The organism is Roseiflexus sp. (assembly GCF_057785375.1).
Genome location: NZ_JBYNRX010000107.1, coordinates 1 through 21063, shown reverse-complemented (window position 1 = coordinate 21063; position 21063 = coordinate 1). Strand labels below are relative to the sequence as shown.

The 21063-nt window shown below is 59.4% G+C and carries 21 protein-coding genes; 9 read left to right on the top strand and 12 right to left on the bottom strand.

Annotation, left to right across the window (positions count from 1 at the left end):
* Window positions 1-240 precede the first annotated feature (240 nt).
* Genes pstC (AC3EA7_RS21475) through phoU form a run of 4 tightly spaced genes read left to right on the top strand, consistent with a single transcriptional unit; the run spans window position 241 to window position 3925 of the window.
* Window positions 241-1182: a phosphate ABC transporter permease subunit PstC gene (pstC, locus tag AC3EA7_RS21475; protein WP_488616120.1), complete on the top strand. Its 942-nt coding sequence runs from the start codon at window positions 241-243 to the stop codon at window positions 1180-1182.
* Window positions 1179-2438, top strand: a complete 1260-nt coding sequence (gene pstA, locus AC3EA7_RS21470) for a phosphate ABC transporter permease PstA (RefSeq protein ID WP_488616119.1) — start codon at window positions 1179-1181, stop codon at window positions 2436-2438. The genes pstC (AC3EA7_RS21475) and pstA (AC3EA7_RS21470) overlap by 4 nt, the downstream gene beginning before the upstream one ends.
* A complete protein-coding gene (pstB, locus tag AC3EA7_RS21465) occupies window positions 2438-3259 on the top strand; it encodes a phosphate ABC transporter ATP-binding protein PstB (protein ID WP_488616118.1) in 822 nt (273 codons plus the stop codon). The genes pstA (AC3EA7_RS21470) and pstB (AC3EA7_RS21465) overlap by 1 nt, the downstream gene beginning before the upstream one ends.
* A 21-nt stretch (window positions 3260-3280) precedes the next feature.
* Window positions 3281-3925 carry a phosphate signaling complex protein PhoU gene (gene phoU, locus AC3EA7_RS21460; protein WP_488616117.1) on the top strand — a complete coding sequence of 215 codons (645 nt, stop codon included), beginning with the start codon at window positions 3281-3283 and terminating at the stop codon, window positions 3923-3925.
* A gap of 455 nt (window positions 3926-4380) precedes the next feature.
* Here the strand turns inward: phoU and AC3EA7_RS21455 are convergent, their stop codons facing one another.
* On the bottom strand, window positions 4381-4998 hold the full coding sequence (locus AC3EA7_RS21455; RefSeq protein ID WP_488616116.1) for a hypothetical protein: 618 nt from the start codon (window positions 4996-4998) through the stop codon (window positions 4381-4383).
* An 8-nt stretch (window positions 4999-5006) separates the two neighbouring features.
* The gene (locus AC3EA7_RS21450; RefSeq protein WP_488616115.1) at window positions 5007-6146 is read right to left on the bottom strand and encodes an acyl-CoA dehydrogenase; all 1140 of its coding nucleotides are present in this window, start codon (window positions 6144-6146) and stop codon (window positions 5007-5009) included.
* Between the two features lie 234 nt (window positions 6147-6380).
* On the opposite strand from AC3EA7_RS21450, the gene AC3EA7_RS21445 reads away from it, so the two are divergent.
* Window positions 6381-6623 carry a hypothetical protein gene (locus tag AC3EA7_RS21445; protein WP_488616114.1) on the top strand — a complete coding sequence of 81 codons (243 nt, stop codon included), beginning with the start codon at window positions 6381-6383 and terminating at the stop codon, window positions 6621-6623.
* Window positions 6624-6727: 104 nt separating this feature from the next.
* Here the strand turns inward: AC3EA7_RS21445 and pstB (AC3EA7_RS21440) are convergent, their stop codons facing one another.
* The 5 genes from pstB (AC3EA7_RS21440) to pstS all read right to left on the bottom strand — a co-directional run bounded on the left by pstB (AC3EA7_RS21440) (window position 6728) and on the right by pstS (window position 11882).
* The gene (gene pstB / locus AC3EA7_RS21440; RefSeq protein WP_488616113.1) at window positions 6728-7591 is read right to left on the bottom strand and encodes a phosphate ABC transporter ATP-binding protein PstB; all 864 of its coding nucleotides are present in this window, start codon (window positions 7589-7591) and stop codon (window positions 6728-6730) included.
* 26 nt (window positions 7592-7617) lie between these two features.
* On the bottom strand, window positions 7618-8421 hold the full coding sequence (gene pstB, locus AC3EA7_RS21435) for a phosphate ABC transporter ATP-binding protein PstB (RefSeq protein WP_488616112.1): 804 nt from the start codon (window positions 8419-8421) through the stop codon (window positions 7618-7620).
* A gap of 31 nt (window positions 8422-8452) precedes the next feature.
* Window positions 8453-9481 carry a phosphate ABC transporter permease PstA gene (gene pstA / locus AC3EA7_RS21430; RefSeq protein WP_488616111.1) on the bottom strand — a complete coding sequence of 343 codons (1029 nt, stop codon included), beginning with the start codon at window positions 9479-9481 and terminating at the stop codon, window positions 8453-8455.
* Complete coding sequence (gene pstC / locus AC3EA7_RS21425; protein WP_488616110.1) at window positions 9478-10479, bottom strand: phosphate ABC transporter permease subunit PstC; 1002 nt, start codon at window positions 10477-10479, stop codon at window positions 9478-9480. The genes pstA (AC3EA7_RS21430) and pstC (AC3EA7_RS21425) overlap by 4 nt, the downstream gene beginning before the upstream one ends.
* Before the next feature lie 158 nt (window positions 10480-10637).
* The gene (gene pstS / locus AC3EA7_RS21420) at window positions 10638-11882 is read right to left on the bottom strand and encodes a phosphate ABC transporter substrate-binding protein PstS (protein ID WP_488616109.1); all 1245 of its coding nucleotides are present in this window, start codon (window positions 11880-11882) and stop codon (window positions 10638-10640) included.
* Window positions 11883-12620: 738 nt separating this feature from the next.
* Here pstS and AC3EA7_RS21415 point away from each other — a divergent pair.
* The 3 genes from AC3EA7_RS21415 to AC3EA7_RS21405 all read left to right on the top strand — a co-directional run bounded on the left by AC3EA7_RS21415 (window position 12621) and on the right by AC3EA7_RS21405 (window position 14921).
* Entirely contained in the window at window positions 12621-13907 is a 1287-nt protein-coding gene (locus AC3EA7_RS21415) for a citrate synthase (protein ID WP_488616108.1), read from the top strand.
* A 250-nt stretch (window positions 13908-14157) separates the two neighbouring features.
* Window positions 14158-14529: a DUF433 domain-containing protein gene (locus AC3EA7_RS21410; protein WP_488616107.1), complete on the top strand. Its 372-nt coding sequence runs from the start codon at window positions 14158-14160 to the stop codon at window positions 14527-14529.
* Complete coding sequence (locus tag AC3EA7_RS21405; RefSeq protein WP_488616106.1) at window positions 14526-14921, top strand: hypothetical protein; 396 nt, start codon at window positions 14526-14528, stop codon at window positions 14919-14921. The genes AC3EA7_RS21410 and AC3EA7_RS21405 overlap by 4 nt, the downstream gene beginning before the upstream one ends.
* A 50-nt stretch (window positions 14922-14971) precedes the next feature.
* On the opposite strand, the gene AC3EA7_RS21400 is transcribed toward AC3EA7_RS21405, so the two are convergent.
* The 5 genes from AC3EA7_RS21400 to AC3EA7_RS21380 all read right to left on the bottom strand — a co-directional run bounded on the left by AC3EA7_RS21400 (window position 14972) and on the right by AC3EA7_RS21380 (window position 20780).
* Window positions 14972-15943: a tetratricopeptide repeat protein gene (locus AC3EA7_RS21400; RefSeq protein ID WP_488616105.1), complete on the bottom strand. Its 972-nt coding sequence runs from the start codon at window positions 15941-15943 to the stop codon at window positions 14972-14974.
* Complete coding sequence (locus tag AC3EA7_RS21395) at window positions 15940-17676, bottom strand: peptidoglycan D,D-transpeptidase FtsI family protein (protein ID WP_488616104.1); 1737 nt, start codon at window positions 17674-17676, stop codon at window positions 15940-15942. Before AC3EA7_RS21395 ends, AC3EA7_RS21400 begins: the two co-directional genes overlap by 4 nt.
* A gap of 200 nt (window positions 17677-17876) precedes the next feature.
* Window positions 17877-19208, bottom strand: a complete 1332-nt coding sequence (locus AC3EA7_RS21390) for an FtsW/RodA/SpoVE family cell cycle protein (protein WP_488616103.1) — start codon at window positions 19206-19208, stop codon at window positions 17877-17879.
* 9 nt (window positions 19209-19217) lie between these two features.
* A complete protein-coding gene (locus AC3EA7_RS21385) occupies window positions 19218-19865 on the bottom strand; it encodes a hypothetical protein (protein ID WP_488616102.1) in 648 nt (215 codons plus the stop codon).
* Window positions 19866-19874: 9 nt separating this feature from the next.
* Entirely contained in the window at window positions 19875-20780 is a 906-nt protein-coding gene (locus AC3EA7_RS21380) for a serine/threonine-protein kinase (RefSeq protein WP_488616101.1), read from the bottom strand.
* Between the two features lie 109 nt (window positions 20781-20889).
* On the opposite strand from AC3EA7_RS21380, the gene AC3EA7_RS21375 reads away from it, so the two are divergent.
* Window positions 20890-21063, top strand: a 174-nt coding sequence (locus AC3EA7_RS21375; protein WP_488616160.1) for a nucleotidyltransferase domain-containing protein, incomplete at its 3' end; no start/stop codon positions are given.

Sequence of the window (21063 nt, the reverse complement as noted above, 5' to 3'; positions counted from 1 at the left end):
TTGGGGGCAGGGGCAATGCTCCTGCCCCAATCCGCGTATGAATTCACGACGGGCATACATACCAGAAGATATTGCACTGCTTTCACAGTCCATGCCTTCGTTTTGATGCGGTATGATCTCGCATTTTAGTCATTTGCCGTGGCAGTGGTTAAGCATGCTATACTGGCTATTGATCACGCAAACGATCTTTTCCAGAAATCGCAATTGAGGAGATGTGAACCTGTGGAACAGGAAGCGCGCGTGAATGTTGAACGCCCGGTTACAACCTCGGCTGAAACAATCAGCCTGCGTGGCAAACCAAGGTTTGGCGAAAATATCATCGAAACGATTGTATTCATTTGTGGCGCTATATCGATTTTCACCACCACTACCATCGTTATTGTGCTCTTCCAAGAAGCATGGATGTTCTTTGGCTCACCCGAGGTGGACCTTACAGAATTCTTCGGCACCACCACATGGCAGCCGGAGACCGGGCGCTTTGGCATCTGGCCCCTGATGACGTCGACGCTGATTACCAGTTTCGTTGCGCTGCTGGTGGCAGTTCCGTTGGGGTTGGGCGCTGCGATCTATCTGAGTGAATACGCCTCGCCAACTGCGCGCGGTTACCTCAAGCCGATCCTCGAAGTGCTGGCAGGTGTGCCGACCGTCGTCTACGGCTACTTCGCGCTGACTTTCGTGACGCCGGTTATTCTCCAGGGATTGCTCGGCAAAGAAAACGTTGAGATTTACAACATGCTGTCGGCAGGCATAACAATGGGTGTCATGATTCTGCCGCTGGTCGCCTCGATGAGCGAAGACTCCTTGAGCGCCGTGCCCCGGTCGCTCCGTGAAGGCTCGTATGGTCTCGGTGCAACGCGGCTCGAAACATCGGTGCGCGTGGTGGTTCCGGCGGCGTTGTCCGGCATCCTGGCAGCGGTGATCGTGGCAATGTCGCGCGCCGTCGGCGAAACGATGATCGTGGCGCTGGCAGCCGGCGCCGGACCCCGTTTCACCTTCAATCCGTTGCAGGCGGCAGAAACGATGACCGGCCATATTGCCCGCATTAGCGGCGGCGATATCAGCTACGCCAGCATTCAGTACACCAGTATTTTCGCCATCGCGCTGGTTCTCTTCTTTATGACGCTGCTGCTCAATCTGTTGAGCGGCTGGGTCGTGCGACGTTTTCGGGAGGTTTACGAATGAGCACGACAATCGATCCGCGCGAGCGTTCGACCGGCTATCTGCCAGAAGGCGCCGATATCAATCGCAATATTGCAGCACGCCGTCTGCGCGGCAAAGTCTGGCAGACGATCTTCCTTTCATCGCTGCTCATCGGTCTGCTGGCGCTCGCCACATTGCTCTATACCATCGTTGACGACACGTTCGGATACATTGCAGTGCAAACCAGGATTGATCCGGAAGAACTGTCGGATCGTCCGCTCGAGGAGTTGTCGAAAGAAGAACTGATCGAAATCCTGCGCGCTAATGTTTCCGCAGGTCTTTTTCGCCGATTCGACCGCGATAAGCCGTTTAGCGAACGGTCGAAGGAAAGCGTCATTCAATTGATTGAGGAGCGCGTGATTGGTCGTGAGGTGGTCGCTGCCTACAAATTGACTGAGTCGTTGCTGGAACGTGAACGGATCGAGGCGACAGTGCGTGAACGTTTTCCCCGCGCCGAACTCGAGTTCCATTCGTGGATCAATCGTGAGTTTCTGACCCGACCAATGAGCAGCGTTCCCATTCTGGCAGGCGTCGGCAATGCGATCCTTGGGTCCCTGTGGGTTATTGCCATCACAATCGCGCTGGCTATTCCTATCGGTATTCTGGGCGGCGTGTACCTGGAAGAGTACGCCAGCGACACCTGGTACTATCGTTTGATTGAGACGAATATCAATAATCTGGCGGGCGTGCCTTCGATCATCTATGGCATCCTGGGTCTGGCTGTCTTCGTGCGCGCGCTCGAAGCCTTTACCAGCGGCGCTGCATTTGGCGTGACCGACTCGAATGGGCGCACGATTCTTTCCGCCGGCCTGACGATGGCGTTGCTGGTGTTGCCGCTCATGATCATCAATGCGCGTGAGGCGATTCGCGCCGTGCCACAGTCGCTCCGTCAGGCATCGTATGGCCTGGGCGCAACCAAATGGCAGACGGTCTGGCACCACGTGCTGCCGAATGCCTTGCCCGGCATCTTGACCGGCACCATTCTGAGCGTATCGCGCGCAATGGGTGAAACCGCGCCACTCATCGTGATCGGTGCATCGACCTTCGTGGTGTTTTTCCCCGATAGCGTGTTCGATAAGTTTACCGTCATTCCGATCCAGATTTATAACTGGACCTCGCAGCCCGGCGCACAGTTCCGCAGCATTGCCGCCGCCGCAATTATCGTATTGCTCGTCACGCTACTGCTGCTCAATGCTACTGCGATCTTACTGCGTAATCGTTTCAAGAGGAGTTACTGATGACGGTTACAACAAACCTCTCTTCAGTCAATCCGACGCAGTTCAACGGCAAGTATGCCGTTGAACTGGAGAATACACACATCTACTATGGCTCGTTCCGCGCGGTGAAGGATGTTAGTCTTCAGATAGAACGTCAGAAAATCACAGCGTTCATTGGACCGTCGGGATGCGGGAAGAGTACCGTTCTGCGCGCCATCAACCGTATGAACGACCTGATCCCCGGTTCGCGCCTCAATGGGCGAATCCTGTTTCACGGCAAGAACATCTATGATCCCGATGTGGATCCGGTAGAGGTGCGGCGACGGATTGGGATGGTGTTCCAGAAGCCGAACCCTTTCCCCAAGAGCATCTACGACAACATCCTGTTTGGTCCGCGCATTAATGGCTGGCGCGGCACTAAAGCGCAGGCGGACGAGTTGGTTGAACGATCATTGCGCGGCGCCGCGATCTGGGATGAGGTCAAGGATAAGCTGAATCAGCCTGGCACGGCGCTCTCTGGCGGCCAGCAGCAGCGCCTGTGCATTGCGCGCGCCCTGGCAGTGCAACCCGAAGTGATCCTTATGGACGAGCCGTGCTCGGCGCTCGACCCGATTTCGACCCTCAAGATTGAAGAGTTGATGCTCGAATTGCGGCGCAACTACACGATCATCATCGTGACTCACAACATGCAGCAGGCCAGCCGTGTGTCGGACTATACCGCCTTCTTCCTGATGGACTCCGACCGCGCCGGTCAGCTGGTCGAATATGGTCCGACTGAGCAAATCTTCACCTCACCACACGACAAACGCACCGAAGATTACATCAGCGGACGCTTCGGGTAAGCAATAGGCGCACTCCACAGTATGGCGCGCGATCACGAATATTTACGCCATACCCTCGATGCAATGGCGCATCGGGTGCAGCATGCATTGCATGATAGTCTCCAGGCGCTGCGGCGCTCCGACACTATTGGCGCCGATCAGATTATCCACGACGACCCCGACATCAATGCGCTGCAGCAGGATATCGAAGACCTCGTCGCGCGCTTCATCACTCAGTGGCAACCGGTCCTGCGCGACCTGCGGCGCGTTCTGGCGATATTCGCCGTCGCCGGCGAACTCGAGCGCATCGGCGACTATGCCAAACAGGTGGCGGCGCACGTGCATCGCGCCAGAAGTGAACAGCATCCCCTGATGATGACGGCGGATCTGCTGGAGTTAGGCGCAGCGACTGAGCGCATTCTTTCCGCGAGTCTTACCGCATTTCTCGCCGAGGATGCCGCAGCGGCGCGAGCGATCGCCACGCTCGATGACCAAATCGATGCGCGCCGGCATGAGATCATTGCCGCCATTCGTCAGGCAGTGCTGAATGATGCTTCCCTCTTCGATGCAGCCGTCGCCTCTATCGAAATCACCCGCGCCCTCGAACGGGTCGCCGACCGCGCGACGAATATCGCCGAGCGGGCGATTTACCTCGCCACGGCAACGCACGAGTTGCTGAACGAATAGCGGCGTCACCCGCGCCGTGGTCCAGCAGCGAACGTTCTCGCCCATCGCGCCTGAAACCAGACGACATCTGGGCTTGTGAAACTCGCCCCATCTCGAAGAGCCTGCATAGGAAAATCGTATACGACCATCCGCGCGCTGCGCTGCGGCGCCTTCTAATACTAACTTGCGGTCAGTCAGACCAGATATTCGCGCGTTCGTTGGGCAAGGCGCAACCGTCAACGCGCACCAGCAGTTCGTGTCGTGGACGCAGACTGCGCCCTGGCATCAGCAGCCCCGCCGGGGCTTTCATATGCTTAGCAAGGGCTTTAGCCCGTATCGCCCCGGCAGTAGGGGACAAATGACCGCGCATTGGTATTCGATCTTAGGGTCCCTATTCGGAAAAGCTCGTTGGGCAGGCGAAGGCAATGCCTTCGCCTGCCCGTCGCACTTCGGTCGGCGATTTTTCGAACATGTTCTTACTTCACTCGCCTTGCCGAGGATATCTGTGTCGGATCAACAGGCGTGAGCGGCGTCAACGACAACACCTGCACGGTGAAGCGGCGTCGCGCCGGTTGACATACGGGCAGGTTGCGTTCCTCCCAGAGATATTCCCAGAAATCGCGCGCCGTGGGATGGAAGCGCACCTCCGAGCGCGCCAGAATGGTGGCGGGGAACCCGTACTCGGCATCATACTCGATGCGGCGCAGGGTGAACACGCGGTGGCACGGGCAGTCGTGCGGCGACGGCGTACAGCGTGATGCCGGAATATTCTCGATATCACGGGCGAGCGCAAACAACTCATCCACGGTCATTGGTTCGACCCACAGCGTATCGCAGGTATTCTCAATCACGCGGCGCACCCATACGCCACGAACCTCGAGGCGCTGGACGCACACATTCCCCAGCGCCTCAATCCGCACCACAAGGTAATACGAGTCAAGCGCCTGCGCATTCCAACGCGCGCGCGCTTCCACCCACTGCGAGCCGCGCGGCCGATCGACCGACGCCAGCCCCATCAACTGGAGACTCAGTACGCACGCCAGTACGACGCACAGCGCCATGCTTATTCGGGTGAGACGGGCAAGAGAACGCATATGCCGCACTATCGCGCAATCTCACGCGCAATGACCAGGCGCTGGATTTCGCTGGTGCCTTCGTAAATCTCGGTAATTTTGGCGTCGCGGAAGTAGCGCTCAACCGGATACTCCTTCGAGTAGCCGTTGGAGCCGAACACCTGCACGGCTTTGGTCGCCGTCCACATGGCAGTTTCGGCAGCGTACAGTTTCGCCATCGACGCCGCGCTGACAAAATCGAGGTGGTGATCCTTGCGCCAGGCGGCTTCATAGGTCAGCAGGCGCGCCGCCTTGATGCGAGTCGCCATATCCGCCAGGGTAAACCCGATCGCCTGATTTTCGATAATCGGCTTGCCGAACTGTTCGCGGATTTTGGCGTATTCGAGCGCCGCTTCATACGCCCCTTGCGCAATGCCGACCGCCTGCGCCGCAATGCCGATCCGTCCGGCGTTCAGAATCGTCATGGCAATCTTGAACCCCTGACCTTCTTCGCCGAGTCGTCGCCACACAGGCAGGCGATAATTGTCATATGCCATCTGACACGAGTGCGCGCTGCGGATGCCCAGTTTGTGCTCGACCTTGACGATGCTGCACCCTGGATCGCGCGGATCGACCAGGAATGCCGTGATGCCGCGATGCCCCCTCGCCGGATCGGTCATCGCCATCAGAATGATCACGTCGGCATAATCGCCATTCGTCACCCAGTTTTTGATGCCATTGATGACATAATAGTCGCCATCGCGCACCGCCGTCGTTTTCTGCGCCGCAGCATCCGAACCCGCCCCTGGCTCAGAAAGCGAAAACGCGCCGAGCATGCGCCCTTCGGCGAGCGGCGTCAGCAATTCGCGCTTCTGTTCTTCCGTACCAAATATTTCGATGCCATAACACACAAGTGAGTTGTTGACCGATGCAATCACGCCAAGCGAGGCATCCACCCGCGACAGTTCTTCGATCACAATCGCATACGAAATATAATCAAGCCCGGCGCCGCCATACTGTTCGCTGACCGCCACGCCCATCAAGCCGAGTTGCCCCATTTTCTTGACCAGCTCAACCGGAAACTCCATCGCCTCATCGCGCGCCGCTGCCGTGGGGCGCACCTCCTGCTCAGCAAATGCGCGCACCGTCTGGCGCAACATCTCATGCTGCTCACTGAGCGCGAAATCCATACCCGTGCCTCCTTTGTGTGACGTACCGCGTCGTGTATTCATCATACCACATCGCGCACACCAGTTTGAATTTGTACAAAACATACAATAAAAATGGGAGTTTTCTTGTTGAAAATAACCATACCGTATGCTATACTCAAAGCAACGAAACCGCAGCGATGCGGAAGACGATCAGGAGCGGCGACGCAGGCGACGCCCTCCGAGTAATGGGGTAAAGCAAGCCAGGAGGATGCCATGAACAAGAACTACGAAGAGCAGACGGTCAAAGAAGTTGCCGAGCGGGTACCCGAGGCGCGCCATGTTCTGCGCTCATACCACATCAGCGCATCGAACGCGATGCCACTGGATATTGCCGCAGCGGAAGCATCCGTCACGCCAGACGAACTGCTGGCGGTGGTCGAATACAAGGCGCGCCGCCGGGCGCGGCAGGCGCCGGCGATCCGCGAGTACGCGCCGGAAGAAGAACTGGTGGCCTGATAGGATTGGACATGATCGGAACAACGCCGCACTGAAAAGTGCGGCGTTGTTTGTTTTACAGATTCGTTCCGTTGCGTGCAACGGAACTGCTGCACGTTCAATCGTTATCCGAACCGCCCTGTCACATAATCTTCGGTGCGCTGATCTTTTGGATTGGTAAAAAGTTCAGCGGTTGGACTGAACTCAATCAGTTCGCCTGCACGTGTTGCACTATCCATAAGCATGAAGGCGGTCATATCCGAAACACGCATGGCCTGCTGCATATTGTGCGTCACGATGACAATCGTAAAGTTAGCGCGCAGCTTGTGAATGAGGTCTTCGATCTTCATGGTCGCAATCGGATCGAGCGCCGAGCACGGTTCGTCCATCAGCACCACTTCCGGATCCACCGCAATTGCGCGCGCAATGCAGAGACGCTGCTGCTGCCCACCGGAGAGCGCTGTACCAGACGCCTTATGCAAACGATCCTTCACTTCGTCCCACAGTGCAGCTCGATTGAGCGCCAGTTCGACTTTCTCATCGATCACGCGCCGATCGCGCACGCCCTGCACGCGCAAGCCATAAGCAACATTCTCGTAGATCGATTTGACAAACGGATTGGGACGCTGAAAGACCATGCCGACCCGCCGGCGCAGCTTGACCGGATCAATCTCGCCGTAGATATTGGCGCCGCCGAGCAACAACTGTCCTTCGCCACGTGCGCCAGGCGTGCGATCATGCATCCGGTTGATCGCTCGAAGAAACGTTGATTTTCCGCACCCCGACGGACCGATGATCGCAGTCACGCGGTTTTGCGGAATGCGAATATTGATATTCCTGAGCGCCTGAAACGTCCCATAGTAGAAGTTGAAACCAATCGCCTCAATTTTCGCTTCAGTTGCCGTGTGCGCTACGCGCTCCCCAGCAGGTGAAACTGTTTCGGCGAATCCGTTCAACAATCGTGATGATCCCTGGGTTGTTTCTTCCATGCGCTCCTCTACAGATGTAGATACGATCATCCCACTTGCCCGCTGATATAATCCTCGGTGCGCGGATCGTCGGGTTGGGCAAAGATCTTTGCTGTTGGATTATACTCCACCAGTACGCCGGTTGGTGCGCCATCATCGGTATCGACCATAAAGACAGCGGTATTATCGGAAATACGTGCCGCCTGCTGCATGTTGTGCGTTACGATCACGATCGTGTACTGTTTGCGCAGATCGAGGAGCAATTCTTCAATCTTCAACGTCGAAATGGGATCGAGCGCTGAGCAAGGCTCATCGAACAGAATAACCTCCGGCTCTACCGCAATCGTGCGTGCGATGCTCAAACGCTGTTGTTGCCCGCCGGAAAGCGCCGTACCCGCCTGGTTCAACTTATCCTTCACTTCGTCCCATAAGACCGCTGCACGCAGACTGGCCTCGACGCGCTCCTCCAGCACCCGTTTATTATTGATGCCTGCCAGCCGCAAACCGATAGCGACATTCTCGAAAATCGAACGGGTGCGCAGCGCAATCGGCTGCTGGAACACCATGCCGATTTTTCGCCTAACCAGCATCGGATCGACGTCGGAAGCATAGATGTTTTCACCATTAAGCAGCACCTGACCCTCGACGCGCGCCCCAAGAATCGTTTCGTGCATACGATTGATGCAACGCAGCACCGTGCTCTTTCCGCACCCGGATGGTCCAATAATCGCTGTGATCTTGTTCGGGGCGATCGTCATATTGACGGACCGGACAGCCAGCCGCTTTCCATAATAGGGCTTAAGATTGCGGATCTCAACTGTCGCCTCTGTCGGCAGCGAAGTTATCGTCATAGCAACCGAGGTCTCCTATAGTCGGGGTGGTTCAATGCGTTCGCAACCGATTCCGGGTAGCAATACGCACCAGGATATTGACGAGCAACACCAGCATCATCAGCACGAACGCGCTGCCCCAGGCGAGCGTATTTTCGCCGGGAAACGGCGACTCGGTGTACCGATAGGTGACGAGTGGCAATGCAGCGATTGGCTGCAGCAGACTGGTCACCAGAACATTGCTGCCCAGCACTGTCAGGATCAGGGGCGCGGTTTCGCCCGCACCGCGGGCAAAAGCGAGCATAACGCCGGTGACGATGCCGGAGAGCGCCGTTGGAATAACAACCGTGAATGTCGAGTACCAGGTTGTCGCGCCCATCGCCAGCGCTGCTTCGCGGGTCGCCTCCGGCACGAGTTTCAGCACTTCCTCCGTTGTGCGCGTAATGGTCGGCACCATCAGGAAGGTGAGAGCAATAGCGCCGGCGATGCCGCTAAAACCGTATGGTTGACCGGTGTTGGGGTTAGTAGCATTCACAACCAGGATATACGCAGTAACGCCGACGATAATGGATGGCGCTCCGGAGAGCACATCACAGGCAAAGCGCACAACTATCGCAACAGAATTGTCGGGAAACTCCGACAGAAACACGCCCGCCAGAATCCCGATCGGCATAGCAATAAGGACTGCCAGCGATGTGACCAGCAGAGTTCCAACAATTGCGTGGAAGACGCCGCCGCGCGCCGGCGCTTCCAGAATATTGGCGCCCTTCTCATCGCCAGCTTCAGCGCCGATCAGAGCTTCGGGATCGAGGTTGGCAAAAGGATCATTGGGGTCAAACGGGGCATCGCCTGTTGGCGCAGCGCCGATCATGTCCATCGTCGTCACTGTCATGGGCGGCTGATAGACATCGGTGAAAAACTCCCAGTTTAACGCGCTGCCGCCAACAACGACCACATACCCGATAATCAGAACCAATGGCACGATGGCGCATGCTGTGGCGAACAGCACAAGTCCGCGCATGATCGCATCTGTCACTTTACGGCGCTGGTAGTTTGGCATTTGGCTCGATTTCAGGCTCATGCGCGCACACTCCCCACTGGACCACGATTGACAAACCAGATCAGCAAACGAGCGATCAGATTCAACAGGAGCGTAATCACGAAGAGTGTCAGAGCAATCAGCACCAGAGCACTTTCGTGCAGCAAACTCTGTGCATTGATCAGTTCACTGGCAATGAGCGCCGCCGCTGTTGTGGCCGGTTCGAGCAGCGACCCAGGCACCTGCGGCCGGTTGCCGACCAGCATCGTGGCCGCCATGGTTTCGCCGAGAGCGCGCCCCAGTCCCAGCATCACGCCGCCGACAATGCCAGCTCGCGCGTAGGGGACGACCGCCAGCCAGATCACTTCCCATTTCGTGGCGCCAAGCGCCAGCAGCACCTCACGCTGCGTGTGGGGAACGAGGGTCAGCACGTCGCGCGTAATCGCTGCAATGGTCGGCAGAATCATAATCGCCAGAATGATGCCGGCGATGAGCAAGCCGCGACCGGCAGCGACCTGACTACTCGAAAGCCAGGGGATGATCTCTCGCATGCTTTCTGAGAGGGGCATTGCGACATTTTGCGTAAAGAACGGCGCAAACACCATCACGCCCCACACGCCGTAGATGACGCTTGGAATTGCCGCCAGTAATTCGACCATGAACGACAGCGGGGTACGCAGTGATAGCGGGCAGAGTTCAGCCAGGAAAATGCCAATGCCAATCGCAATGGGAGCGGCGAGGATCAACGCAATGAGTGAGGAGATCAGCGTTCCGACAATTGCCGGTACAGCGCCGAAACTCTCAGGTGAAACCTCAGTTTCAACAGGATTCCATTCAGATGAGTCAAAAAATCCAATGCCAAACCTTTCTCGCGCAAGCGCCGAGTCATTCCATGTTACCCACCCAATGGCGACCACGAGCGCAATAACCGCCAGAGCGAAAAAGAGCGTGACCGCCCAGAAAATGCTATCGCCGTGCTGTGTGCGCTGCGCGAGTCGTTCTCGGAAATTGGTTGTCGTTTGCGCTTTCGCTCCTGCCATAAGGCTTCTTCTCTCCTTGCCCAAAAATATCCATAAGGTGTGATTGGCGCTATTGAAGGCTTCTCCCCTCGCTTCGACGAAGCGAGGGGAGCAAAGAGGCCCTGCTTTGATCGTCAGTTCATGTCAGTACGGATCGGCGCAACCGGCGCAGACCTTATTTAGCGCGGCGGTTCAGTGAAGACCTGCTGGCCGCCCACACGGACCTTGTTCAACTGCCGCATTGCCTTGATGCGCAATTCCGTCGGCAACTGAACGTACCCCAGGCGAATAGCAGCGCCCTGACCCTCAGTCAGCGCCCAGTAGAGGAAATCGGTGAGCGCCTGCGCCTTTGGAACATCGGTATACGTCTGCTCATGGATCAGGATCCAGGTGAGACCAGCGATCGGGTAGGAGTTTGGACCGCCCGGATTGGTAATCGAATAGCGCAGGTCGTCCGGGATCGGTACGCCAGCCGCAGCTGCCGACACTGTCTCCGGCGTAGGCAGCACATAGTTGCCGGACCGGTTCCTCACTGCTGGAACAGGCAACCGGTTGCCAATAGCGAATGCCTGTTCGACATAGCCTATCGCGCCTTCGGTGCGAACCACTGTTCCTGCAACGCCAGCGTTACCCGGAGCGCCGATTCCAACAGGCCAGCGAACGGTCGTACCAGCGCCAACGGTTGTGCGCCAGCGCTCGTTCACCTTTGACAAATAATCCGTCCAGATCGAGGTGGTGCCGGAGCTATCTGAGCGATAGACGACCGTAATCGGCAAGTCCGGCAGAGCGACGCCGGTATTGTCAGCCACAATGCGCGGATCATTCCAGCGGGTAATCTCACCCAGATAAATGCCCGCCAGCGAGTCCGGCGAGAAGCGCAACACAGTGCCGGCAGGCAAGCCCGGCAGGTTGTAGGTCGGCACAACGGCGCCGATCACCATTGGCACATGCAGCGTATCCGGCGCATCTGTACGAATGCGCTCATCAGGAATCACCGAGTCCGTTCCGCCAAAGTCGGTCAGATAGCGGATAAAGTCGCGCTGCCCTTGACCGGAACCGACGGCCTGGTAACTGATCGTAACGCCTGGAACGATATTCTTGTACACGCTGATCCATGCCTGATAGAGGGGATTAGGGAAGGTTGCCCCCGATCCCTGCAACGAAACGCCGCTAATCTGGCGCGGCGCCCAGGCGCGCGGAGCGGTAGGGACTAGCGTTGGCGTGGCAGCCTGCGGGCGGGGCGTCGGAGTGCGACGCGGGCGCGGCGTCGGGGTGGCTTGCGAACGCTGAGTCGGCGTAGCCTGCGGACGCGGGGTGGCAGTTGGCTGCGTCTGAGCCTGTGTCGGCGTAGCAACTGCAACTGCTGATGCTACGATTATTAGCGCCACCAGAACGGAAACTACTCGGATAACCTGCTGCCGCATACCTTGATCTCCTATTATGTCTATGCAATCTCCCCGTTCAGATACACGCTGTTTCATGTCTGTACGTGACAGACAATGCTCTATGCAAGCACACGTCGGGAGTCTCAGGATAATCTGCTACACACGAGTGAATGGTACGACTTGCTGCGACAACTCGCGGCACAAGCCGAACCAGTAGAGCGAACAATCAGATGGTGCACAATCATGCCTGTGTTGACCGTCTTGCGGCTGACGTTGGCTGCGACAGGCTCAGCCAACATCAGCCGCTCCACGTCCGTGATGGTCGAGTGTCATTGCGAAGCAATCCTCGGCTAACCGAAGATTGCATTAGCCATCACCACACTTCACCGTGCTGCGCTTGCGACGAGGTGCTTGCGACAAGCGCTCCACCGGCTGCAAACGGCAGTGAATAGCGCCTGGATAGACTCCAGGATACGGCTGCATAGGGCATGTTGCATGTATCTAAACACACATTTATAATATCGCGCCCACATTAACACTATGATATCGGATTCTTAAAATTTCGCTAAAGTTTGATTATAAGAACCGAAGCGAAAATCTGTGCCGGATGTAACAACATTTGGTACAATACAGTCATCAAATTGTGCGCAACTCCGCCTCAACGTCGAGGCGTTTGGGAGTTGTCGGCGGGTGATTGCACCGCGCCGTTCAGCTCACGGTCGGCTTCGGCTCAACTGATGAGTATGCCGGTCGGGTCAATGAAGAAAGAGCACTGCCATGACGAAGAACACCCTGACCATTACCGACAACCGCACCGGGAAGACCTACGAGATCCCCATCGAGCACGGCGCCATCCGCGCCACCGACCTGCGTCAGATCAAGACCGACCCGGACGATTTTGGCTTGATGTCCTACGACCCGGCATTTATGAACACTGCGTCATGCATCAGCCGGATCACGTACATCGACGGCGACAAGGGCATTCTGGAGTACCGCGGCTATCCCATCGAGCAGCTCGCCGAACAGAGTTCCTACCTGGAAGTCGCGTATCTGTTGCTGTACGGCGAGTTGCCGTCAAAAGAGCGCCTGGAGTGGTGGGAGTATCGTATCAGCCGCCACCTGTTCCTCCACAACAGCCTGGTCGAACTGATCCAGGCATTTCGCTACGACGCGCACCCGATGGGCATTCTGATCAGCTCGGTCGCTGCAATGTCCACCCTCTATCCAGAAGCGAAAAATATCCAGGACCCGGTCGTTCGTGAGAAGCAGATCTGGCGCATTATCGGGCAGATCCCGACCATCGCCGCTTTTGCCTACCGCCACCGCATCGGGCGGCCCTTCAACCTGCCCGACAGCTCGCTCAGCTACACCGCCAACCTGCTTTACATGATGGACTACATGAACCATCGCGATTATGAGGTCAATCCGGTGCTGGCGAAGGCGCTCGATGTGCTCTTCGTTCTCCACGCCGACCACGAGCAGAACTGTTCGACCTCGGTGATGCGCAGCGTTGGTTCGAGCCACGCCGATCCCTACAGCGCCCTCTCGGCGGCGGCAGCGGCGCTGTACGGTCCGCTGCACGGCGGCGCAAACGAGGCGGTGCTGCGCATGCTCCAGCAGATCGGGCATCCAAAGAATGTGCCAGGGTTCGTCGAGCGGGTGAAGAAGGGCGAGATGCGCCTGATGGGGTTTGGGCATCGCGTGTACAAGAACTACGACCCGCGCGCCAAGATTATTCGCCGGATCGCACACGAGGTGTTTGCCGCAACGACGACGAATCCGCTCCTCGATGTCGCCATAGAACTCGAGCGCGTGGCGCTGGAGGACGAGTACTTCATCTCGCGCAAGTTGTACCCGAATGTGGACTTCTACAGCGGCTTGATCTATCAGGCGCTGCGCTTCCCAATGGAGTACTTCCCGTTCCTGTTCGCCATTCCGCGCGCTTCGGGGTGGCTGGCGCAGTGGCTCGAAATGCTCGACGATCCAGAGCAGAAGATTACGCGCCCGCGCCAGATTTATCTTGGATACGAGCGGCGCGATTATGTGCCGATCGATCAGCGGTAGGAGCGAAGAGCCTTGCCGAATAACGGGTGAGGCGGTGTCATTGCGAGCGAAGCGAAGCCATCTCCCCACGTCATAAGAAGACCACGTCGGTCACTGCGACACCCGCGCTTCGCTCGCAGCCGGCTCCCCGCAACTATCTCGCTGTGCGACATAGATTGCTGCGATGCTACGAGACTGAATAAATCGCCTTCCACGTTCAGCCTGGCGCTGTGTGGTACAATACATAGGAGACATAGCGGGAAACAGGCATATGGCTGAGAAATTGACAGACTCATCGCTCATTGTTCGCACTGAGCGTGGTCTTTCCCTGGCAGGGACACGTATTACCCTCTACGATATCATGGAGTACCTCGAGGCTGGTTGGCCGCCTCGCCTCATTCAGCATTGGCTCAATCTGACCGAGCAGCAGATTGCTGATGCGCTGGCATACATCACCGCACATCGCGATACAGTTGAGGCTGAGTATCAACTGGTCTTGGAACATGCTGAAGCAAACCGACACTACTGGGAAGAACGAAACCGCGAACGATTTGAGCAAATTGCGAAGCTGCCCCCCAAACCAGGCTATGAAGCCGTGTATGCCAGGCTCCAGGCGCGAAGAGCCGCGCGTGGCACGCAATGATTCTGGTGCTCGCGGATCACAATATCGAGGGGCAGGCGCTCCTCCTCTGGAGCGCCCTGGCGACAAGCGGCTGGCTCGATTTCGACCTCGTGCGCCTGATGACCTTCGCGGATACTGGACTTCCGTTTGCAAGCACCGACCGTGCGGTATGGCGCTTCGTCCAGGAGCAGGGCATGCTCTTGCTCACGGGGAATCGCAATATGGACGGCGCAGACTCGCTCGAACAAACCATCCGCGAGGAAAACCACCCGGCAGCATTACCGGTTATCACGATCGCACGTCCTGACCGCATAATTGAACGAAGTTATCGTGAAGCCTGTGCTGATCGTCTGATTGAAATCGGGATGTATCTCGATAACTACCGTGGTGTCGGCCGCATCTATATTCCGTAACGCCCCGTCGTTGCAGTTCTTCCGTCAACTCACGACTATTCCAACAAGAGTCAGGGTGCGCCCAGGCGCGCGCGCAACGCCTCGCGCGCCTGCTGGAGCGTCGGGTCGAGTTGCAGGTTGTCGAGACGCTGAAGATCCGCCTGCGCGGCGGTCGTGTTCCCCTGCTCTGCATAGGCCGTAGCACGGGCAATCAGCGCTTCAGGGTACGCCGGCTGGAGCAACAGCGCCTGCCCGAAATCGGCGATGGCGCTGCGGGTATCGCCCTGCGCGCGGCGGATCAACCCGCGCACATAGTAGGCGTTGGCGGCGCGTGGACTCAGGCGCAGCGCGGCATCGAGATCGGCAAGGGCTGCGTTTAGATCGCCGCCGGCATAGTGCAGCAGCGCGCGTTCGTAGAGCGCATCAACGTGCTGCGGTCGGGCGCGGAGCGCAGCGTCGAACGCCTCACGCGCCGCCGTTCGGTCTCCCAACCGCGCCAGAATCACCCCCTGTCGGTATCGGTAAGGCGCTTCCGCTTCCGGGATCAGTTGCGCAAGGCTGCCATAGTCGTCTGCGAGTTGCTGGAGAAGGGTTTCGTCCGGCGTACTGGCGGTGAGTTGCTCCAAAAGCCGCACCCGGTTCTCGTAGGCGCGACGGTAGGCGGGGTCGAGACGAATGGCCAGGGCATAATCGCGCAGCGCAGCGTCATACTCCTTCAGCATCGCATACGCCAGACCACGGTTGTGAAAGGCGCGCGACATCGAGGGGTCGAGCGCAAGCGCGCGATCGTAGTCGGCGATGGCTTCGGTGTAGTTCTGCTGATCGAACCAGATATTCCCGCGATCATAGTAGGCTTTGGCGCGTTCCAGCAGATCATCGCCCGCTTCGGCAGTCGCCACGATTGCGTTGTACCGGTCGATAACTGCGGTCGGCGTGCGCGGCGCGCGCGGTTCGACCAGCGGCTCGGTGCATGCCGCCAGGATGATGAGTGGCGCAATCAGCGCCAGTCCCTGCCATCGTCGCTCAATGGCGCCACGTTTCATGGCGTCACCTCCAGCGCCGCCGCCAGCACCTCGCGCGCAACCGGCAATGCGGAACGGCTCCCTTCTCCGCCGTATTCCACAATCACGGCGATTGCATAGCGCGGTTGTTCCACCGGCGCAACCGCAACAATCCAGGAGTGCGGCACACCGCGCGGCGTCTCGGCGGTGCCGGTCTTTGCGCCAATGTTGATCCCTGGCAGTGCAATCGGCTGCGCATACCCGATCTCGACCGATGTGCGCATGATGTCGAGCATGCGCCGCGAGGTCTCCGGCAATACCACCTGCCGCAACGTCTCCGGTTGCGCCCGATAGATGACACGCTCACCGGCGCGCGCTTCGGCAACCAGGTAGGGACGCATCAGGCGCCCTTCGTTGGCGACCGACGCCGCCATCTGCGCCATGTCGAGCGGCGTGACCAGCGCCTGCCCCTGCCCGAATGCGGTATCCGCCAGCGCCGCAGGACGCTGGAGGAAAGACGCTTCATTGGCAATCGTGCCGACTTCTGCCGGAATGTCGCGCAGATCAGGCGGTCCTGAGCGGGTGTCGGTCATCTGCAACCCGAAGCGGCGCGCGTACTCAAGAAAGCGGTCGGCGCCCAGCGATAAACCAATTTGCGCAAATGCGGTATTGCACGAGAAGGCATAGACGCGCACCAGGTCCGAGGGGTCGCCGGTGCGACGGAACAGGTTATCGACCGCGTTGCGCACCGGTGGCGCGCCGGCTTCGGTTGGCAGCAGGTTCGGGCAGGTGACGGTCGCTGAAGGGTCTGCCAGCACCCCGCTATCAAGTGCAGCGGCGGCAGTCAGCGTTTTGATCACCGATCCGGGCGGGTAGCGCCCCTGCGTGGCACGGTTGAGCAGCGGCGCGTCGCTGCGTGCGTTCAGTTCCGCCCACGCCGCCTGCACCCGGTCCACGTCCGCCTGCGTCGCCGGTTCCGGCAACACCAGTTGATTGGGATCGAAGCGCGGGTAGGTGACCATCGCAAGGATTGCGCCGATCGGCACATCGAGGAGCACCACCGCTCCCGCACGCTCGCCGAGCGCCTGTTGCGCCGCTGCTTGCAGACGACTGTCCAGCGTGAGGGTCAGATCGGCGGGAACCTGTTCGACCGCCGATCCTAACAGGCGCGCTTCGAGAATGGTCGTCGGCGACAGGGTCGCCACGCCGGAGAGTTGGGCATCGAAGCGCGCTTCCAGTCCAGTGGTTCCGTAGAGGCGGCTCTGAAACCCGATCAGATGTCCGAGCGCAGGGTTGGGATAGGTGCGCCGGCCATCGACCGTTTCAGCCAGCACGACGCCGTTGCGGTCCACGATGCGCCCGCGTGTGCCGACGTTGATGACAACGGGATAGGTGCGCGCGCTGCCAAGCGACGTTCGTTCGGCGGGATCGGTTTCGGGGAAGATCGGCTGCGGTTGTTCGACGGCGACCGGTTGCGCCAGCGATGCCACGGCGCGCAGCGTCGCCTCTGATTGCGTCACCTGGTTGCGCGCCAGTTGCAGACCAATGGCAGCAAACCCGAGGGTCGCCACGAGCATCAACCCGCGCACGCTGTGATCGGCCGTTGTTCCATGCTGACCGATCAGACGCCGCGCTGGGAGTGAGAGCAGCCAGAGACCGGCGAGCAGGTGCAATCGCCACTGGATAACGCTGGCAATCATCAACCCGCTGCTCAGGATGAGTATGCCGAGCGCGCCGGCAAACCAGGCGATCCGTGCTCGAATCCGATCAGGCATGTGGGTTTCCTGTCAACAGCCAAGACCTTTGAGGTCGCGGCGCGGTTCACCCCCCGCGGCGCAACTCCCGCCCGCCCGCGGCGCTCTCCGGCGCAGCGCCTTTCATGGCGCAGACCTCAAAGGTCGGGGACGTTTCCACCTTCGCGGGCGCGCCCCTACATGTCACCTTCCCGCGTGCAACGTACAACGTTCAACGCCCGTTACAGCGTCCGCGGCGGTTTTCGCGCCGCCGAAACCCGCAGCAGCAGCCCGACCATCGCAAAGTTGATCAGCGTCGACGAGCCGCCGTAACTGATGAACGGCAGGGTGATACCGGTGAGCGGAATGAGGTGCGTCGTCCCTGCCATGATGATGAATGCCTGCGCTGCAATCGCGGTCGTCAGACCGGCGGCAAGCAACTGCTGAAACCCGTCGCACGCGCGTATGGCGATCAGATACCCCTTGAGCGCAAACAGCGCGTAGCACGCTGTCAGCGCCAGTGTGCCCGCCAGACCCAATTCCTCGCCGATTGCGACGAAGACAAAATCGGTATGGCTTTCGGGCACCGTCGTAGGATCGCCGGCGCCGATGCCGGCGCCCGCCCATCCGCCGGCCGCCAGCGCGTGCAATGCCCGCACCATCTGAAAGCCGATGCCGAATGGATCGGACCACGGATCGAGCCAGGCATTCAGGCGCACCCGCACGTGACCGAAGAGCGGGTAGAGCGCCGCTGCACCCAGCGCGAATGCGAATAACCCGGCGGCGGCATAGCGCGCCCGACCGCTGACGACGTACAGCATCGCCAGGAAGATGACAAAGAAAAGCAACGCAGCGCCAAGGTCTTTCTGCACGATAATCAACCCGATCGTCGCCCCCCACATAATCACGATTGGCGCCAGGTATGGCAGCGGCGGCAGTTTCAGCGGACCGAGCCAGTAGACGCCGCGCCCGATCAAGGCACGGTGGTCATCGAGGTAGGTGGCCAGGTAGATCACCAGCAACACCTTCAGCATTTCCACCGGCTGAAGTTGAAAGAACCCCAGGCTAAGCCAGAGGCGCGCCCCGTTGCGCTCGACGCCGAACACCGCCGTGGCGCCGACCAGCGCCAGCCCCAGGAGCAGCCAGGTGTAGCGGTAGTGTTTGAGCCATTGCAGACGCCATGGGACGAAACTCACCAGCGCGAGGAGCACGGCGCCGCCAAAGATCCAGATCACCTGTTTGAGCGCAATCCCGCTGTACACCTCGCCGTAGCGTTGCACGAGATCCGGCTCGAGGCGGCGCGCCATGATCATACCAATGCCTGCCAGTAACGCCGCGATCGGCAACACCATCTGCTCCTCGCCCCAATCACGCAGCGCCAGCGCCAGACTGATCGTAAGGAACAGACCGGCAAAGGCGCCGATGATCGTCAGATCGACCCAGCGCACGCGCCCACTGGCGCCCGCGATCAATGCCGCCAGGCAGATCGCGATGAAAAGGAAAGCAGTGATCAGCAGTTCGAGTTCGAGCGTGCGACCGCCGAGGCGCGCACGCAGACGGGCAATCGTTGCCATTGTGATGATTTATCGACCCAGGTCAATTCCATAGGCATTTGCAATCGTCTGGACATGTTGCAACGCCTGACCGGCAGCATCCGCCGATAGTTTGCCAGCCCTTTGCGCCTGCGTCAACTCGCGCTGGAGTTCGCGCAGTTTATCGCCCGCCCTCCGGGTGTCGCCTTTGCTGATCTCACGCTCGAACTCCTCCAGGGTTTTAAGCCATTTCTGCGCATCTCTGCTCGATCGTCCCTCAGACGCGGCCGATGTCAGCAGCGCACGCAGGTCAGCAAGCGCATTCCCGGTGGCGACCGGTGGAGTGGGGGACGCCTCCGGTGTGGCAGGTGGGACAGGAGTTGGCGAGGGAGCGGCAGTCGGCGCAACAGGCGTATCAGACGGCGGAAGAACGACCTCAGGCACAGGAGTGGCAGCGATCTCGACGGTCGGCGCTGTTGTCGCAGCGGGCACAGTCGGCGCAGCGGCGCTGCTCTGCCCCGCCGTTGATGCACCGCTGCGCATCGCCAGAACCGTGCCAACGATCAGCAGCAGGGCAAACGCGCCGCCAAGCAGCGGCAGCAGCGAGGCGCGGCGTTCACCCTTCGCTCCGACAGGCGTCCTGGCGGCAGGCGTCGAGGGCGTCGCATCGGGAGGCGACGGAGACGCCGGTTTGACCATTCCGCCCCCCTATTGCCAGATCGCCGTCGCCTGCTGATGAATGGCGGTTGCAGCAATGCCCGGCGTACTGGTCAGATATGCGCGCTCCAGCGCAGCAGCGAACTGTTCCGCCCGCTCGAATCGCGCCGTCGGGTCTTTGGCGAGCGCCCGCAGCACAACCGCCTCGACAGCAGGCGGAATCTCGGGACGCAGGGTGCGCAACGGCGGCGGCGGTGTCTGAATGTGCTGGATGGCGATGCTCATCGGCGTATCACCATCGAACGGGAGACGACCGGCGAGCATCTCGAACACGACCACCCCCAGGCTATAGATGTCGCTGGCAGGCGTCACCGGCAATCCCTGCGCCTGTTCGGGCGAAAGGTAGCCCGGCGTCCCCACCACCATCCCGACCTGCGTCTGGTTGCCCGGCGCCAGCGTATTGCGCGCAATGCCGAAGTCGGTCAGCACCAGCGATCCGAGGGCGTTCCACATCGCATTGGCGGGCTTTACGTCACGGTGGATGACCCCTGCGGCGTGGGCAGCGTCGAGCGCCGCCGCAAACTGACGGGTTATCGCTACGACCTCGTCGGGCGGCAGAGGACTGCCGTTGCGCACGGCGCCCATGATCCGCTGTTCAAGCGTTGGTCCGGGCAGGAGTTCCTGGACCATGTACGGCATCCCGTTGTGGACGCCAAAATCATAGACATGCACGATGTTGGGATGGCGCAGGTTGGCGATGATGCGCGCCTCCTGGCGAAAACGGTCAACAAAGCCGGGGTGAGCGCGCGCCTCCTCCGACAGGATTTTGATCGCCACGGCGCGCCCCAGGTTGTGATCGAAGCCACGGTAGACGGTCGCCATTCCACCGCTGCCGATCAGCGCCTGGATTTCGTAATTGCCGATGGTTGCGCCAATCAACGGTATGGTTGCGTTCATACTTCATCTATGTGACAGATGCCTTTTTCAGTCTACCACGTGAATGAACGAAATATTGACTCTTTTCTGTTACAATTTCGCTGATCTCTTGTGATCGAGGAGACCTCCGATGCGCGTTGCGTTCTCACTCCCTGTCAATGTCGCGCCACGCGGTCTGCCGCCGGTGGCGGAGACGTTGCCTGCCGCCATCGAAAGGCTCGTCCGCGAGGTCAACCCGGAGAAGATTATTCTCTTCGGCTCATATGCGTATGGCAACCCGACGCCCGATAGCGATGTTGATCTG

Excerpts from the sequence above, each read along its gene's own strand:
- AC3EA7_RS21400 (WP_488616105.1), bottom strand. The coding sequence starts at position 15,943 with ATGAAACGTGGCGCCATTGAGCGACGATGGCAGGGACTGGCGCTGATT.
- AC3EA7_RS21445 (WP_488616114.1), top strand. The coding sequence starts at position 6,381 with ATGAACAAGAACTACGAAGAGCAGACGGTCAAAGAAGTTGCCGAGCGG.
- AC3EA7_RS21380 (WP_488616101.1), bottom strand. The coding sequence starts at position 20,780 with ATGAACGCAACCATACCGTTGATTGGCGCAACCATCGGCAATTACGAA.
- phoU (WP_488616117.1), top strand. The coding sequence starts at position 3,281 with ATGGCGCGCGATCACGAATATTTACGCCATACCCTCGATGCAATGGCG.
- AC3EA7_RS21390 (WP_488616103.1), bottom strand. The coding sequence starts at position 19,208 with ATGGCAACGATTGCCCGTCTGCGTGCGCGCCTCGGCGGTCGCACGCTC.
- AC3EA7_RS21415 (WP_488616108.1), top strand. The coding sequence starts at position 12,621 with ATGACGAAGAACACCCTGACCATTACCGACAACCGCACCGGGAAGACC.
- pstA (WP_488616119.1), top strand. The coding sequence starts at position 1,179 with ATGAGCACGACAATCGATCCGCGCGAGCGTTCGACCGGCTATCTGCCA.
- pstC (WP_488616110.1), bottom strand. The coding sequence starts at position 10,479 with ATGGCAGGAGCGAAAGCGCAAACGACAACCAATTTCCGAGAACGACTC.
- AC3EA7_RS21410 (WP_488616107.1), top strand. The coding sequence starts at position 14,158 with ATGGCTGAGAAATTGACAGACTCATCGCTCATTGTTCGCACTGAGCGT.
- pstB (WP_488616118.1), top strand. The coding sequence starts at position 2,438 with ATGACGGTTACAACAAACCTCTCTTCAGTCAATCCGACGCAGTTCAAC.
- AC3EA7_RS21455 (WP_488616116.1), bottom strand. The coding sequence starts at position 4,998 with ATGCGTTCTCTTGCCCGTCTCACCCGAATAAGCATGGCGCTGTGCGTC.
- pstB (WP_488616112.1), bottom strand. The coding sequence starts at position 8,421 with ATGACGATAACTTCGCTGCCGACAGAGGCGACAGTTGAGATCCGCAAT.
- AC3EA7_RS21450 (WP_488616115.1), bottom strand. The coding sequence starts at position 6,146 with ATGGATTTCGCGCTCAGTGAGCAGCATGAGATGTTGCGCCAGACGGTG.
- AC3EA7_RS21405 (WP_488616106.1), top strand. The coding sequence starts at position 14,526 with ATGATTCTGGTGCTCGCGGATCACAATATCGAGGGGCAGGCGCTCCTC.
- AC3EA7_RS21385 (WP_488616102.1), bottom strand. The coding sequence starts at position 19,865 with ATGGTCAAACCGGCGTCTCCGTCGCCTCCCGATGCGACGCCCTCGACG.
- pstA (WP_488616111.1), bottom strand. The coding sequence starts at position 9,481 with ATGAGCCTGAAATCGAGCCAAATGCCAAACTACCAGCGCCGTAAAGTG.
- AC3EA7_RS21395 (WP_488616104.1), bottom strand. The coding sequence starts at position 17,676 with ATGCCTGATCGGATTCGAGCACGGATCGCCTGGTTTGCCGGCGCGCTC.
- pstB (WP_488616113.1), bottom strand. The coding sequence starts at position 7,591 with ATGGAAGAAACAACCCAGGGATCATCACGATTGTTGAACGGATTCGCC.
- pstS (WP_488616109.1), bottom strand. The coding sequence starts at position 11,882 with ATGCGGCAGCAGGTTATCCGAGTAGTTTCCGTTCTGGTGGCGCTAATA.